This window comes from Klebsiella sp. MISC125, from assembly GCF_051131775.1.
Taxonomy (GTDB): Bacteria; Pseudomonadota; Gammaproteobacteria; order Enterobacterales; family Enterobacteriaceae; genus Klebsiella.
In genome coordinates this window covers 5,261,261-5,275,747 of record NZ_CP180448.1, presented here as the reverse complement: position 1 = coordinate 5,275,747, position 14,487 = coordinate 5,261,261, and the positions used below count along the sequence as shown (strand labels likewise).

Sequence of the window (14,487 nt, the reverse complement as noted above, 5' to 3'; positions counted from 1 at the left end):
CAATGAAACTCTATAACTTAAAAGATCATAACGAACAGGTCAGCTTTGCGCAGGCCGTGACGCAGGGGCTTGGCAAGCAGCAGGGATTGTTCTTTCCGCACGATCTGCCGGAATTCAACCTGAGCGAAATCGATGACATGCTGGCGCTGGATTTTGTCTCGCGTAGCGCGAAAATTTTATCGGCAATGATTGGCGATGAGATCCCGCAGGCGGTCCTGCAAGAGCGTATCGGCGCAGCCTTCGCCTTCCCGGCACCGGTCAGCAAAGTGCAAGACGACGTGGGCTGCCTGGAGCTGTTCCACGGCCCAACGCTGGCGTTTAAAGACTTCGGCGGCCGCTTTATGGCGCAAATGCTGACCCATATCGCGGGCGACAAACCGGTGACCATTCTGACGGCAACGTCGGGCGATACCGGTGCGGCGGTGGCGCACGCGTTTTATGGCCTGCCAAACGTCAAGGTCGTCATCCTCTATCCGCGCGGTAAAATCAGCCCGCTGCAGGAAAAACTGTTCTGTACCCTCGGCGGAAACATCGAGACCGTCGCTATCGATGGTGATTTTGATGCGTGTCAGGCGCTGGTTAAGCAGGCTTTTGACGATGAAGAGCTGAAGGTTGCGCTAGGTCTGAATTCGGCAAACTCAATTAATATTAGCCGCCTGTTGGCGCAGATTTGCTACTACTTTGAAGCGGTAGCACAGCTGCCGCAGGAAGCCCGTAATCAACTGGTTATCTCTGTGCCAAGCGGCAACTTTGGCGACCTGACTGCGGGTCTGCTGGCGAAGTCTCTGGGCCTGCCGATCAAACGTTTTATCGCGGCAACCAATGCCAACGATACCGTGCCGCGTTTCCTGCAGGACGGTAACTGGTCGCCGAAAGCGACACAGGCTACTTTGTCTAACGCCATGGACGTCAGCCAGCCGAATAACTGGCCGCGTGTGGAAGAACTGTTCCGCCGTAAGACCTGGCGTTTGAACGAGCTGGGCTACGCGGCGGTGGATGATGAAACCACCAAAGACACCATGCGTGAACTGAAAACCATTGGCTATACCTCAGAACCGCATGCGGCGATTGCTTATCGCGCGCTGCGTGACCAGTTGCAGCCTGGCGAGTATGGTCTGTTCCTTGGAACGGCGCATCCGGCGAAATTTAAAGAGAGCGTGGAAGAGATTCTGCAAGAGACGCTGCAGCTGCCGAAAGAGCTGGCCGATCGTGCTGACCTGCCGCTGTTGTCACATAACTTGCCGGCAGATTATGCCGCGCTGCGTAAGCTGATGATGGCTTAAGCCTGAAACTGGCTCCCCTGACGCGCCGTTCTGCGAAAGGGGAGTTTGTTTTACTGTTCGTGACGCTTAAAGACCATCTCGCTTTTATCAGAAGCATCAGCATCAAAGAAATAACCTTCGCTATCGAAGTTAGTTAGCTGTTCGGGTTTGGTTAAGCGATTTTCAATAATGTAACGGCTCATTAAGCCGCGCGCTTTTTTAGCGTAGAAGCTGATCACTTTGAACTTACCGTTTTTCTCATCAAGGAAAACCGGCTTAATCAACTGGCCCTCAAGCTGTTTAGGTTTGACCGATCTGAAGTATTCATCAGAGGCCAGGTTAATCACGACATCGTCACCCTGCGCTTTCAGCGCCTGATTCAGCTTATCGGTAATCACTTCTCCCCAGTACTGATACAGGTCTTTACCCTTCGCGTTTTCAAGCTTAATGCCCATTTCCAGGCGATAAGGCTGCATGAGATCCAGCGGGCGCAGTACGCCATAAAGGCCGGAGAGCATACGCAGATGCTGCTGGGCAAAATCAAAGTCAGCTTCGCTAAAGGTTTCAGCCCGAAGGCCGGTGTAGACATCGCCCTTAAACGCCAGAATGGCCTGACGGGCGTTATCCGGCGTGAAATCCGGATGCCAGTCATGAAAACGAGTTGCATTGAGGTCAGCCAGCTTATCGCTGATGCTCATCAGCTTACCTATTTGCGGTGCTGATAGCTGACGGGCGATGCTGATAAGCTCCTGAGAATACTCTAATAGTTCAGGCTGGGTATAGCGAGCGGTCGCCAGCGGGCTTTGATAATCAAGCGTTTTTGCAGGTGAAATCAGAATCAGCATATCCAGTCCTTGCGGGAAATTTGTTATGACTTTATCAAAAAAAAGTCCTGGGAGGATCGATAGCTGCGATTGCCGCGTTATTCACGCGGCAGATTATCCCAGGTCCCCGGCACCAGTTGCTGTTGAATCTCGGGATAGCGGGTGACATCAAACTCTGGTCGCTGCCCCAGTCGGCGCTGGCGTAGGTAATCACTGGCAATGATCCGTACCGTTGGCGACAGCAGCAGGATTGCCGTCAGGTTAGTAATCGCCATGAGTGCCATGATGATATCCGCCATCTGCCAGACAACCGGTAAACTGACCATCGCTCCGGTGACAACCATGCTCAGCGTGAGAAGTCGTAGCACCCAGATGTTCCGTGTGCTATCCAGGCGCAGAAAGATCAGATTATTTTCGGCATAGATGTAGTTTGCAACGATGGAACTGAAGGCGAAAAGCAATACGATAAAGGCGACAAAGCTGGACCCCCAGCCGCCGACGAGGTTGCTCATAGCATGTTGAATCGCCTGAATACCGTTCACCGCCTCACCGTTGTCGTCTCTCGGCGCGAGCATGATGATCACGGCGCTGGCAGTGCAGACCACTATCGTATCAATGAAGACGCCTATCATTTGGACAATCCCCTGAGCGGCAGGATGCGGGGGCCAGGAAGCCGCCGCCGCCGCGGCGTTCGGTGTCGAACCCATGCCAGCTTCGTTGGAGAACATACCGCGCTGAAAACCGCTGGTGAGTGCCTGGCTAATGGTATAGCCGACCGCGCCTGCGGCCGCTTCTTGCCAACCGAAGGCACAGCGGAAAATGGTTTCAAAAATCGTCGGCAGCGCGGTGAAATGCCAGAGACCGATGACAAGGCTGGCCATCACCCAAAGCAGGGCCATCACGGGGACGACCCATTGCATTAATCGTGCTACGCCACGAATGCCGCGAACGATAACCAACAGGGTAAGAATCGCGAGCACACTGCCGGTGATAATCTCGGGTAAATGGAATGCGTACTCCATCGCATGCGCAACGGAGTTGGCCTGCACGGTGTTGAAAATGACGCCGTAGGCAATCAGCAGTAAAATGGAAAACAGGACTCCCATCCAGCGCATGCCTAATCCTCGAGCCATGTACCAGGCGGGACCGCCGCGAAATTGCCCGCGAGAGTCGCGTTCTTTATACAGCTGTGCGAGGGAGCACTCAGCGAAGCTGCTGGCCATACCGAGCAGGGCGGAGACCCACATCCAAAAAACAGCTCCGGGTCCACCAGCGGTAATGGCGAGTGCGACGCCGGCCAAATTACCGCTACCGACGCGCGCAGCCAGACTGGTACACAATGCCTGAAAGGATGTTAATCCTCCAGGCTGCGGCTGAAGACTTTTTTTCAGACTTTTGCCAAACTGGCGAACATAACGAAACTGAATATACTTTGTTCGCCAGGTAAACCAGACGCCAGCGCCCAGTAACAGGTAAATCATTACCGAGCCCCAGAGTACTTCATTGATAAAAGACAGAAAATCAGGCATTAAACATCCTCTTGTCCATGCCGGCGCGCGAGTGTAAGCGCTACCAATTCAGTGACAATCCTTTAGTGTTCAGATAATTAATTGGCTGAGTTTATCACACTCTGCGCTCTTACATTGTCGGCGGTTGCGCTGACCCGGCAGCGTGTTATCATCTTGGCAGACCGGTTACATCCCCTTAACTGCTGTTTAAGAGAAACACTATCATGACGGATAAATTGACTTCTCTGCGTCAGTACACCACTGTCGTAGCTGATACCGGAGATATCGCGGCAATGAAGCTGTATCAGCCTCAGGATGCCACGACCAACCCTTCTTTGATTCTCGGCGCGGCTCAGATTCCTGAGTACCGTAAGCTGATTGATGATGCTGTTGCCTGGGCCCGTGGCCAGAGCAGCGATCGCGCACAGCAGATTATCGATTCTTCCGATAAGCTGGCGGTGAACATCGGTCTCGAAATCCTCAAGCTGATCCCTGGCCGTATTTCCACCGAAGTTGACGCTCGTCTGTCCTACGACACCGAGGCGTCGATTGCCAAAGCTAAGCGCATCATCAAATTGTATAACGATGCTGGTATCGGTAACGATCGCATTCTGATCAAACTGGCTTCTACCTGGCAGGGCATCCGTGCTGCTGAGCAGCTGGAAAAAGAAGGCATCAACTGTAACCTGACTCTGCTGTTCTCCTTCGCTCAGGCGCGTGCTTGTGCGGAAGCGGGCGTGTTCCTGATTTCTCCGTTTGTTGGCCGTATCCTCGACTGGTACAAAGCGAACACCGATAAGAAAGAATATGCACCGGCAGAAGATCCAGGCGTGGTTTCCGTAAGAGAAATCTACGAATACTACAAACAGCACGGCTATGAAACGGTGGTTATGGGCGCGAGCTTCCGTAATCTCGGCGAAATTCTGGAACTGGCTGGCTGTGACCGCCTGACCATCGCTCCGACCCTGCTGAAAGAGCTGGCGGAAAGCGAAGGTGCAATCGAACGCAAACTGGCGTTCAGCGGCGAAGTTAAAGCGCGTCCGGCTCGCATTACCGAATCCCAGTTCCTGTGGCAGCATAACCAGGATCCGATGGCGGTAGACAAACTGGCGGATGGTATCCGTAAGTTTGCGATCGACCAGGAAAAACTGGAAAAAATGATCGGCGATCTGCTGTAATCCCGCATGTGGCCGACGCCCGTCGGCCACATTAAACTGTCTGCCTTGCCCCCCTCGGTGTATTATTCTGTCTATTAATACTGTTTGAACGGAATAATCATGAACACCTTACGAATCGGCTTAGTTTCCATTTCCGATCGCGCCTCCAGCGGCGTCTATCAGGATAAAGGCATTCCGGCGCTTGAAGAGTGGCTAGCGCGTGCGCTGACCACGCCTTTCGAATTACAGACCCGTTTAATCCCGGATGAGCAGGTTATTATCGAGCAAACTCTGTGTGAACTGGTTGATGAAATGGGTTGTCATCTGGTGCTGACTACCGGCGGTACTGGTCCAGCGCGACGCGATGTGACCCCGGATGCGACGCTGGCGATTGCCGATCGGGTTATGCCTGGTTTTGGCGAGCAAATGCGCCAGGTCAGCCTGCACTTTGTGCCGACGGCTATTCTTTCTCGCCAGGTAGGCGTTATCCGCAAGCAGGCGCTGATCCTCAATCTCCCTGGCCAGCCAAAAGCCATCGAAGAAACGCTGGAAGGTGTTAAAGATGCTGAAGGCAAGGTGCTGGTGCACGGTGTGTTTGCAAGTGTACCGTATTGTGTACAGTTACTTGAGGGACCTTATGTTGAAACCAATCCCGATGTGGTAGCAGCTTTTCGTCCTAAAAGCGCAAGGCGTGAAACTTTATCCTGAATTTGATGCATTCCTGACATAACCTGCATCGTCTGTGGTGTGTTGTTTTATTTACGATATAGTGTTTTTTACTTTACACGTTGCGTAAAACACCTTCATACTTCTGGATGATTGTCCGTTATGTCACAAAACACCCGACCTCTGAATCGACAGGATTATAAAACTCTGACGCTGGCCGCCCTCGGTGGAGCGCTGGAGTTTTATGATTTCATTATCTTTGTCTTCTTCGCTGCCGTCGTCGGCGAGCTGTTCTTCCCGGCAGATATTCCTGAGTGGCTGCGCCAGGTACAGACCTTCGGTATTTTTGCCGCGGGCTATTTAGCACGTCCTCTCGGCGGCATCATTATGGCCCACTTCGGCGATCTGGTCGGGCGTAAGAAAATGTTTACCCTGAGCATTTTGCTGATGGCGCTGCCAACGCTGGCGATTGGTCTGCTGCCAACTTATGAATCAATGGGGCTGCTGGCGCCGCTGCTACTGTTGTTTATGCGTATTCTTCAAGGGGCTGCCATTGGTGGTGAGGTTCCCGGGGCTTGGGTCTTCGTCGCAGAACATGTGCCAGAGAAAAGGATTGGTATCGCATGCGGTACGCTGACTGCGGGTCTGACGGTGGGCATTTTACTGGGATCGGTAGTGGCAACGCTGATTAATACCAATATGACCCCGCAGGGTATCCACGATGGCGGCTGGCGTATTCCTTTCCTGTTAGGCGGCGCGTTTGGTCTTGTCGCCATGTACTTGCGTCGTTGGTTGCAGGAGACGCCTATTTTCCTTGAGATGCAGCAGCGCAAAGCGTTAGCGCAAGAGCTGCCGGTTAAGGCGGTTGCGCTGAAGCATCAAAAAGCAGTGGTCGTTTCTATGCTGCTGACCTGGCTCTTATCCGCCGGAGTGGTGGTGGTGATTCTGATGTCGCCGGTCTGGCTGCAAAAGCACTATGGTTTTGCCCCTGCAATCACCCTGCAAGCTAACAGCATCGCCACCATCATGTTATGCATCGGCTGTCTGCTGGCAGGCCTGGCGGCCGATAAGTTTGGTGCCAGCCGTACGTTTATTGTCGGGAGTTTATTTCTGGCGGCCTCTAGCTGGGCTTTCTATCATCTTTCCGGCGATAGCCCGCAGCGTCTGTTTCTGCTCTATGGCACGGTCGGGCTGTGTGTCGGCGTGGTAGGGGCGGTACCTTATGTGATGGTGCGCGCTTTCCCGGCAGAGGTGCGATTTACCGGTATTTCATTCTCTTACAACGTGTCTTATGCCATCTTCGGCGGCCTGACGCCGATTGCTGTGACCATGCTGATGGGCGTGTCACCGATGGCACCTGCCTGGTACGTGCTGGCGCTGTCGTTTATGGGATTGGGGCTGGGGATTTGGCTACGCCAGGGGCTGGATAAACAGGTCGCTGCACCACAAGGTGAGCTGCAGCGCCTGCCTTAAATCAAGGTGACCCACTTTGCCGCCCGCTATCGGGCGGCGAAGTGAATTAATGCTTTTCGCCGATTGGCAGAACGGTGCGGCCAAACTGCTCGTTCAACACTTCACCCATCGCCAGATAGATGGCGCTAGCGCCGCAGACCAGACCCACCCAGCCGGCAATCTTAACTATGCCTTCGTTATCAACCAGGTGGCCAATCGCCAGCAGAGCAAACAGCACGGTCAGGCTCAGGAAGACAAATTGCAGCATACGTGCGGCTTTCAGGGTGCCAAAGAACATAAACAGGGTAAAGACTCCCCACAGGCCGAGGTACATGCCGAGGAAGTGCGCGTTAGGCGCTTCAGCAAGGCCCATTTTCGGCATCAGAAGAATCGCGACCAGCGTCAACCAAAAGGCGCCGTAGGACGTAAATGCGGTTAAACCAAAGGTGTTGCCTTTTTTAAATTCCAGCAGGCCGGCAAAAATCTGCGCAATACCGCCGTAAAAAATGCCCATCGCCAGGATAGCTACATCGAACGCGAACAGGCCGCTATTCGCCAGGTTAAGCAAAATAGTGGTCATGCCGAAGCCCATAAGGCCCAGCGGTGCCGGATTAGCCAACTTAGTGTTGCCCATAATTCCTCAAAATATTGATTAGAAAGGGAAGCATTACCCCGCCACTTAGCGACAGGGCGCGGCATAATAATGAGGAGTTGCAGCACTGTCTATGATCTGGCGGGGTATTTTTCACCAATTTATTATTCTGCCTGATGAAGCCTGGCCATTCGCCTTAAACAAGCGACGTGGAGCACTGCCGGGATGGTGACTCGATAAGCGCTACCGCTAACGGCTTTTACACCATTAACCGCTGCGCCGAGGGGGCCGCCAAGCCCTGCACCGCGGACTAAACCATGGCCGATAACGCTGACCGCAGCGTGGGTGCGGAGAATCTTCGTCAAGCGTGCTTCAAGAATATGCGAGACCCCTTGTGCCAGCTTATGTGTCTGGATCAGATGGGGAAGTAGCTCTTTTTGCTCTTTGACTCGACACTCCACGGCAGTGAAGAAATCGGCTTTCTGTTGGTCATCCATCTTCTTCCAACTATGTTCCAGGAAGTGTTCCAACAGATGTTGCTCAATTTCAGGTGTGGACATTTGTTTATCAGCTTTGACTTTCAATCGTTTGCAAACATCCAGCAGGATTGCTCGATAGAACTTGCCGTGACGACGAAGCGTATTGGCGATGCTATCGCCACCAAAGTGCTGGAGCTCACCGGCGATCAACTGCCAGTTACGACGATAGCGTTCAGGATGTCCTTCCATCGCCTGAAAAGTTTCATTACGTAATAGTGTGCTTGAGAGACGTGGCTTGCCATTCTCGTTGTGGGTCAGAATACGCGTAAAGGTTGCCAGATGTTCTTCACTACATTGATGGAGAAAAGAGAGATCTTCATCATCCAGATAATTAATTTTCATAGGGGGCTTGTATGCGTAGTCAGTGATATTAATCATCGCCGATAATTTTTAGCGAGGCCATGTCAGAGGAGTTGATCGTGTGGCCGGAAAAAGCAATTTTCTTCACGCAACGTTTATTATCGTTGTCGCTATTAATGTTAATCCAGTTGGTGGTTGTACCTTGCTTTATCGTTGACGGTACATTGAGGCTCTGGCTGGCGCTATTGCTGGCTTTAAAGTACACCGTTGCGCCGGAGAGCTGGACATCGCCTCGGTCAGTCGTGAGCTGGATACGCTTAATCACCCGACAAACAGGCAGCTTCAGAGTCAGGTCGTTAGTCTCATTTCTTGGCATGGCGACTACACCTAAAATTTTATGATCGTTAGCAGATACTGAAGCCACTAATGCGGTGCTTAAAAGCAATCCCGTTGATATATGAATGAGTGATTTCATGAGAATTTTCCAATTATTTAATTTATTACACCTGGAAAATACTTTATCACCGGAGCTTTATTGCTTTTAGTCGGTAATTATTGCGGATTATGTCAATAATTTTATGAATATATTACCTGTAATCATTTTAATTATTTATGTGTTGGCGTTTTTTTACCCCCATATTCGACTTTTGACCCCGGTTCGTCCCATCCAGTAGGGCTGCGAAGGCAAATTTTTTTTGTTGTCCCCCCTTGATGAAGCGGTGGGTGACCCCATCTTGTAGTCAACCGCAGTGAATGAACCTGAAAAAAAATGATGTCTGGGCAGTTGAAACCGCACGTTTCGCCCTTATTACAGGTTCACAACCACATGTTGAATGAAATTTTAGTGGAGACGTTTAGATGGGTAAAATTATTGGTATCGACCTGGGTACTACCAACTCTTGTGTAGCGATTATGGATGGCACTACTGCACGTGTGCTGGAGAACGCCGAAGGCGATCGCACCACACCTTCTATCATTGCCTATACCCAGGATGGTGAAACTCTGGTTGGTCAGCCGGCTAAACGTCAGGCAGTGACAAACCCGCAAAATACCCTGTTTGCGATTAAACGCCTGATCGGTCGCCGCTTCCAGGACGAAGAAGTACAGCGTGATGAAGCCATCATGCCGTACAAAATCATCGGTGCTGACAACGGTGATGCATGGATTGATGTTAAGGGCCAGAAAATGGCACCGCCGCAGATCTCTGCTGAAGTGCTGAAAAAAATGAAGAAAACGGCTGAAGATTACTTGGGTGAACCGGTAACTGAAGCGGTTATCACCGTACCTGCATACTTCAACGATGCTCAGCGTCAGGCTACTAAAGATGCCGGCCGTATCGCAGGTCTGGAAGTCAAACGTATCATCAACGAACCAACCGCAGCTGCGCTGGCTTACGGTCTGGATAAAGAAGTCGGTAACCGTACTATCGCGGTTTATGACCTGGGTGGTGGTACTTTCGATATCTCCGTTATCGAAATCGACGAAGTTGACGGCGAAAAAACCTTTGAAGTTCTGGCGACCAACGGTGATACCCACCTCGGTGGTGAAGACTTCGACAGCCGTATGATCAACTACCTCGTTGATGAGTTTAAGAAAGATCAGGGCATTGACCTGCGTAACGATCCGCTGGCCATGCAGCGCCTGAAAGAAGCCGCAGAAAAAGCGAAAATTGAGCTGTCTTCTGCGCAACAGACCGACGTGAACCTGCCGTACATCACCGCAGATGCGTCTGGTCCGAAACACATGAACATCAAAGTGACCCGTGCGAAACTGGAAAGCCTGGTTGAAGACCTGGTGAACCGTTCAATCGAGCCGCTGAAAGTCGCTCTGCAGGATGCTGGCCTGTCCGTATCTGATATCCAGGACGTTATCCTGGTCGGTGGTCAGACACGTATGCCAATGGTTCAGAAGAAAGTGGCTGAATTCTTTGGTAAAGAGCCGCGTAAAGACGTTAACCCGGACGAAGCCGTTGCTATCGGTGCAGCTGTCCAGGGTGGTGTACTGACGGGTGAAGTGAAAGACGTACTGCTGCTGGACGTTACCCCGCTGTCTCTGGGTATCGAAACCATGGGCGGTGTGATGACTGCGCTCATCAACAAAAACACCACCATCCCGACTAAGCACAGCCAGGTGTTCTCTACCGCTGAAGACAACCAGTCTGCGGTAACCATCCATGTGCTGCAGGGTGAGCGTAAACGTGCTTCTGATAACAAAGATCTTGGCCAGTTTAACCTGGACGGTATCAGCCCGGCACCACGCGGTATGCCACAGATCGAAGTCACTTTCGACATCGATGCTGACGGTATCCTGCACGTTTCCGCGAAAGACAAAAACAGCGGTAAAGAGCAGAAGATCACCATCAAGGCTTCTTCTGGTCTGAACGAAGAAGAAATTCAGAAGATGGTTCGCGAAGCAGAAGCGAACGCAGAATCTGACCGTAAGTTTGAAGAGCTGGTTCAGACCCGTAACCAGGGCGACCATCTGCTGCACAGCACGCGTAAGCAGGTTGAAGAAGCAGGCGACAAACTGCCGGCTGACGATAAAACTGCCATCGAGTCTGCATTAACCGCGCTGGAAACTTCGCTGAAAGGTGAAGATAAAGCGGACATCGAAGCGAAAATGCAGGCGCTGGCCCAGGTTTCTCAGAAGCTGATGGAAATCGCTCAGCAGCAGCATGCACAGCAGCAGGCTGGCGGCGCTGACGCTCAAGAGAGCAACGCGAAGGACGACGATGTTGTTGACGCTGAGTTCGAAGAAGTGAAAGACAAAAAATAATCGCCCTTTGAACGGGTAAAACACTGGCACGGGCGAAGAGGTTTCCTCTCCGCCCGTGCACGCATGTTAAGGGGCTGAAAAACACCAATGGCAAAGCAAGATTATTACGAGATTTTAGGCGTTTCCAGAACAGCGGAAGAGCGTGAAATCAAAAAAGCGTACAAGCGCCTGGCCATGAAATATCACCCGGACCGTAACCAGGGCGATAAAGAGGCCGAAGCAAAATTCAAAGAAATCAAAGAAGCGTATGAAATCCTGACCGATGCCCAGAAGCGCGCGGCCTACGATCAGTATGGTCATGCGGCCTTTGAACAAGGCGGCATGGGCGGCGGCGGTGGTTTTGGTGGCGGCGGTGCTGACTTCGGCGATATCTTTGGCGATGTATTTGGCGATATTTTCGGTGGCGGTCGTGGCCGTCAGCGCGCTTCGCGCGGTGCCGATCTACGCTACAACATGGATCTGACTCTGGAAGAAGCCGTTCGCGGCGTGACCAAAGAGATTCGTATCCCAACGCTGGAAGAGTGTGATGTTTGCCACGGCAGCGGCGCTAAAGCGGGTAGCCAACCGCAAACCTGCCCGACCTGTCATGGAGCAGGCCAGGTTCAGATGCGCCAGGGCTTTTTCGCCGTACAGCAGACCTGTCCACACTGTCAGGGTCGCGGGACGTTGATTAAAGATCCGTGCAACAAATGCCACGGTCACGGTCGCGTTGAGAAGACAAAAACCCTGTCGGTTAAGATCCCGGCAGGCGTAGATACCGGCGATCGTATCCGCCTGGCGGGTGAAGGCGAAGCGGGTGAGCATGGCGCGCCAGCGGGCGATCTGTATGTTCAGGTTCAGGTTAAGCAGCATGCAATCTTCGAGCGTGAAGGGAACAACCTGTATTGTGAAGTCCCGATTAACTTCACTATGGCTGCACTTGGCGGCGAGATTGAAGTACCGACGCTGGATGGTCGCGTGAACCTGAAAGTGCCTGGTGAGACGCAGACCGGTAAACTATTCCGCATGCGTGGTAAAGGCGTGAAGTCCGTGCGCGGTGGTGCGCAGGGCGATCTGCTGTGCCGCGTAGTGGTCGAAACGCCGGTTGGTCTCAATGACAAGCAAAAGCAGCTACTGAAAGATCTCCAGGAAAGTTTTGGTGGGCCAACGGGCGAGAAAAATAGCCCACGCTCCAAAAGTTTCTTCGACGGTGTGAAGAAGTTTTTCGACGATTTGACCCGCTGATTGCTGTTCACTTCCTGTCTTATCTCAAGCCTGGGCCTTTGTGCTCAGGCTTTTTTTCTATCTTAGCCTTCGCTTTTCTTGAATTATCCTATTATTTATAAGGGCTAAGAATTGATTTATTTTGAGTATTATCTATATTGCTTTTTTTCGTATTTAGAGGCTAACAGCGGATGGGATCGAAAGGTGCCAACAAGGATTTTGATTATAATTTAATCAAAATCCTTGACGCTGTTATTTCGGCTGGAAATGCGGCTAAAGCAGCCAAAAAACTCGGGATTACTCCCGCAGCGGTCTCGCTGGCACTCAGACGCTTGCAGGGTTATTACCCGGAAGAACTGTTCGTTCGCGGAAAGGAGGGGTTACTACCCACCGCTAAAGCTATCGAAATCCATCAGAATTTTCGTCAAGTCATGGAGCTGGTTAGCGACACGTTTCAGACGGGTCATAAAAAGGATGATGAGGCGCAGCTCACCGTTCTGGGAAGCGATATCATTGAAAATTATTACCTTTCACAATTGTATGATAGTGATGTTTTTGATCGAGTCTTAATAAACCACTTCTCGTCCAGAAATATAAGTCGCGAGCGAATGATTGAGCAATTGTTCACCGCAGAGTGTGATTTAGTGATGAGCGTAGAGCCGGTGGCGGTACCCGGTATTGATAATCAAATGATTGATAGTTTTAAGAGCTTTGTCTGCATCTGTGCGGGTAACCACATGTTAAGCCAACTATCCCAACTCTCATTGCATCATTTCTATTCCTCACGCCATGCCACCTATCAATCTGGAATGAACTCCCCAATGATTATCAATGATAGCGGGTTATTTAAGGATGATCCTTATTATAAAGGAACTCGTACAGTGGGTTATCGTAGTGATTCAATCAATGGCTTGATGAGTATCATCGAACGCACATCATTGATTGCCTTAATGCCGTTAAAATTGGCTCTTTTCTATAAAAATCAGCGTAAATATGATATCAAATTTATTCAGCCACCACCTGAGCTAACGTTTAGGTCGATACAGGTTTATGCGTCATGGAAAAAGAATAGCAAAAATTTATCAGTGATTAATGAAGTTATCTCCATGTTACATACGCTTTCCTCTTTTCGCCGTTGAGATCTCCCCCATAAAGGGGGAGGGGAAAAATGGGGGGAGGATGATACTCTGTGATTACTCTCTGTATCTGATATTGCTTACACTCCTGAAGTCACTTATCTAATCATATTACTACAGGAGTTTAATATGTCTATTTCTAATCATTTAGCGACAACGGAAGTGGTTTTACTGGAGGTCGAAATTTTATTGACCATTATCTCTATCGGCGCCTGGGGAGGGTTTGTCAGCTATCTTCTTCGCAGAGATAAAGCGTCCGATAGTGATTCTCATAAAGGTATTATGCATTGTTTAACGCAAGTTGTTATATCATGCTTTACCAGCTTTTTACTCAGTGCATTCGCTATTGAACAGGGGCTTAGTTTTAATATGGTACTATTAGCCGCCGGTTTAGGTGGCGTTTTCGCCGCGCCGATATTAAAAATTCTTGGTGAGAAGGTTAAAAAAATTCTTGAGGATGTTAAGCTTAACTAACAAATTTTAATTTAATATAAAAGGCTCATCCATGAGTCTTTTATTTTTTTAGTCGTAAAGTCATGTAACTCTGTTTTTTATCCAACCGTAAATAAACTCTTCGTTCTGTTTGTTTTTTTCTGTAATGTCTAAATAGTATGAGCCCTGGCTACAGTTCAATGCTTTAACTAAAGTCTCTTCACCTTCCTTTCCTCTCCATGACAAGTAATGGTTCAATGCGGCCAGTGTGACAGGGCCAATATGGCCATCGGTTTTGATATCTTGATAGTTTTTTCCTTCCCGATTCAAAACATTCAGCCAGCGCTGCAGCCATACGCAAGGGTAGTGTGTTCCGATGTTGACTGCGGCATCGCACAGCTCGAAGGAGATGGGATACGATACCTGGGCAATCAACTCAAATCCGGGCTTAATCCAGTAATCATTTTCCAGAATAGCGTATGCTTCAATGCGTGTGAGATCGCGCATGTCGCCAGTATAACCATGAGCGCGTGCAGTTGCTTCAGTGATACCCCAGTTGGTGGCATTACCTCTATCTTTTGCATTGAGGGTATAGCCGCCTTCCATTACTAAAATACCATCGATAATTGGGTTCATTTTCT

The 14,487-nt window shown here is 50.6% G+C and carries 13 protein-coding genes and 1 pseudogene; 8 read left to right on the top strand and 6 right to left on the bottom strand.

The features are described from left to right. Positions 1-2 precede the first annotated feature (2 nt). Positions 3-1,283: a threonine synthase gene (gene thrC, locus ACMYSL_RS24675; protein WP_434660211.1), complete on the top strand. Its 1,281-nt coding sequence runs from the start codon at positions 3-5 to the stop codon at positions 1,281-1,283. Positions 1,284-1,333: 50 nt separating this feature from the next. On the opposite strand, the gene yaaA is transcribed toward thrC, so the two are convergent. Both yaaA and ACMYSL_RS24665 read right to left on the bottom strand, forming a co-directional pair. After that, positions 1,334-2,107 carry a peroxide stress protein YaaA gene (gene yaaA, locus ACMYSL_RS24670; RefSeq protein WP_434660209.1) on the bottom strand — a complete coding sequence of 258 codons (774 nt, stop codon included), beginning with the start codon at positions 2,105-2,107 and terminating at the stop codon, positions 1,334-1,336. Between the two features lie 77 nt (positions 2,108-2,184). Continuing rightward, positions 2,185-3,615 carry an alanine/glycine:cation symporter family protein gene (locus tag ACMYSL_RS24665; RefSeq protein WP_434660208.1) on the bottom strand — a complete coding sequence of 477 codons (1,431 nt, stop codon included), beginning with the start codon at positions 3,613-3,615 and terminating at the stop codon, positions 2,185-2,187. 203 nt (positions 3,616-3,818) lie between these two features. On the opposite strand from ACMYSL_RS24665, the gene tal reads away from it, so the two are divergent. The 3 genes from tal to ACMYSL_RS24650 all read left to right on the top strand — a co-directional run bounded on the left by tal (position 3,819) and on the right by ACMYSL_RS24650 (position 6,890). Beyond that, positions 3,819-4,772: a transaldolase gene (tal, locus tag ACMYSL_RS24660; RefSeq protein WP_434660206.1), complete on the top strand. Its 954-nt coding sequence runs from the start codon at positions 3,819-3,821 to the stop codon at positions 4,770-4,772. 99 nt (positions 4,773-4,871) lie between these two features. Then, the gene (gene mog / locus ACMYSL_RS24655) at positions 4,872-5,459 is read left to right on the top strand and encodes a molybdopterin adenylyltransferase (RefSeq protein WP_110272669.1); all 588 of its coding nucleotides are present in this window, start codon (positions 4,872-4,874) and stop codon (positions 5,457-5,459) included. Positions 5,460-5,579: 120 nt separating this feature from the next. Continuing rightward, the gene (locus ACMYSL_RS24650; protein WP_304255794.1) at positions 5,580-6,890 is read left to right on the top strand and encodes an MFS transporter; all 1,311 of its coding nucleotides are present in this window, start codon (positions 5,580-5,582) and stop codon (positions 6,888-6,890) included. Positions 6,891-6,936: 46 nt separating this feature from the next. Here ACMYSL_RS24650 and satP read toward each other — a convergent pair whose 3' ends face one another. The 3 genes and pseudogenes from satP to ACMYSL_RS24635 all read right to left on the bottom strand — a co-directional run bounded on the left by satP (position 6,937) and on the right by ACMYSL_RS24635 (position 8,775). Then, the gene (gene satP, locus ACMYSL_RS24645; RefSeq protein WP_110272667.1) at positions 6,937-7,503 is read right to left on the bottom strand and encodes an acetate uptake transporter; all 567 of its coding nucleotides are present in this window, start codon (positions 7,501-7,503) and stop codon (positions 6,937-6,939) included. 89 nt (positions 7,504-7,592) lie between these two features. Continuing rightward, positions 7,593-8,342: pseudogene (gene msyB / locus ACMYSL_RS24640) on the bottom strand (acidic protein MsyB). A gap of 28 nt (positions 8,343-8,370) precedes the next feature. Then, on the bottom strand, positions 8,371-8,775 hold the full coding sequence (locus tag ACMYSL_RS24635; protein ID WP_181483682.1) for a DUF2541 family protein: 405 nt from the start codon (positions 8,773-8,775) through the stop codon (positions 8,371-8,373). Positions 8,776-9,158: 383 nt separating this feature from the next. Between ACMYSL_RS24635 and dnaK the strand changes: the two genes are divergently transcribed. The 4 genes from dnaK (at position 9,159) to ACMYSL_RS24615 (ending at position 13,888) form a co-directional block, all read left to right on the top strand. Continuing rightward, entirely contained in the window at positions 9,159-11,075 is a 1,917-nt protein-coding gene (dnaK, locus tag ACMYSL_RS24630; RefSeq protein WP_112215052.1) for a molecular chaperone DnaK, read from the top strand. 87 nt (positions 11,076-11,162) lie between these two features. After that, a complete protein-coding gene (gene dnaJ / locus ACMYSL_RS24625; protein WP_110272663.1) occupies positions 11,163-12,299 on the top strand; it encodes a molecular chaperone DnaJ in 1,137 nt (378 codons plus the stop codon). 170 nt (positions 12,300-12,469) lie between these two features. Next, positions 12,470-13,417 carry a LysR family transcriptional regulator gene (locus ACMYSL_RS24620; protein ID WP_434660205.1) on the top strand — a complete coding sequence of 316 codons (948 nt, stop codon included), beginning with the start codon at positions 12,470-12,472 and terminating at the stop codon, positions 13,415-13,417. A gap of 126 nt (positions 13,418-13,543) precedes the next feature. Further along, on the top strand, positions 13,544-13,888 hold the full coding sequence (locus ACMYSL_RS24615; protein ID WP_182236183.1) for a phage holin family protein: 345 nt from the start codon (positions 13,544-13,546) through the stop codon (positions 13,886-13,888). A 60-nt stretch (positions 13,889-13,948) separates the two neighbouring features. Here the strand turns inward: ACMYSL_RS24615 and ACMYSL_RS24610 are convergent, their stop codons facing one another. Beyond that, positions 13,949-14,482, bottom strand: a complete 534-nt coding sequence (locus ACMYSL_RS24610; RefSeq protein ID WP_434660203.1) for a glycoside hydrolase family 108 protein — start codon at positions 14,480-14,482, stop codon at positions 13,949-13,951. Positions 14,483-14,487 lie beyond the last annotated feature (5 nt).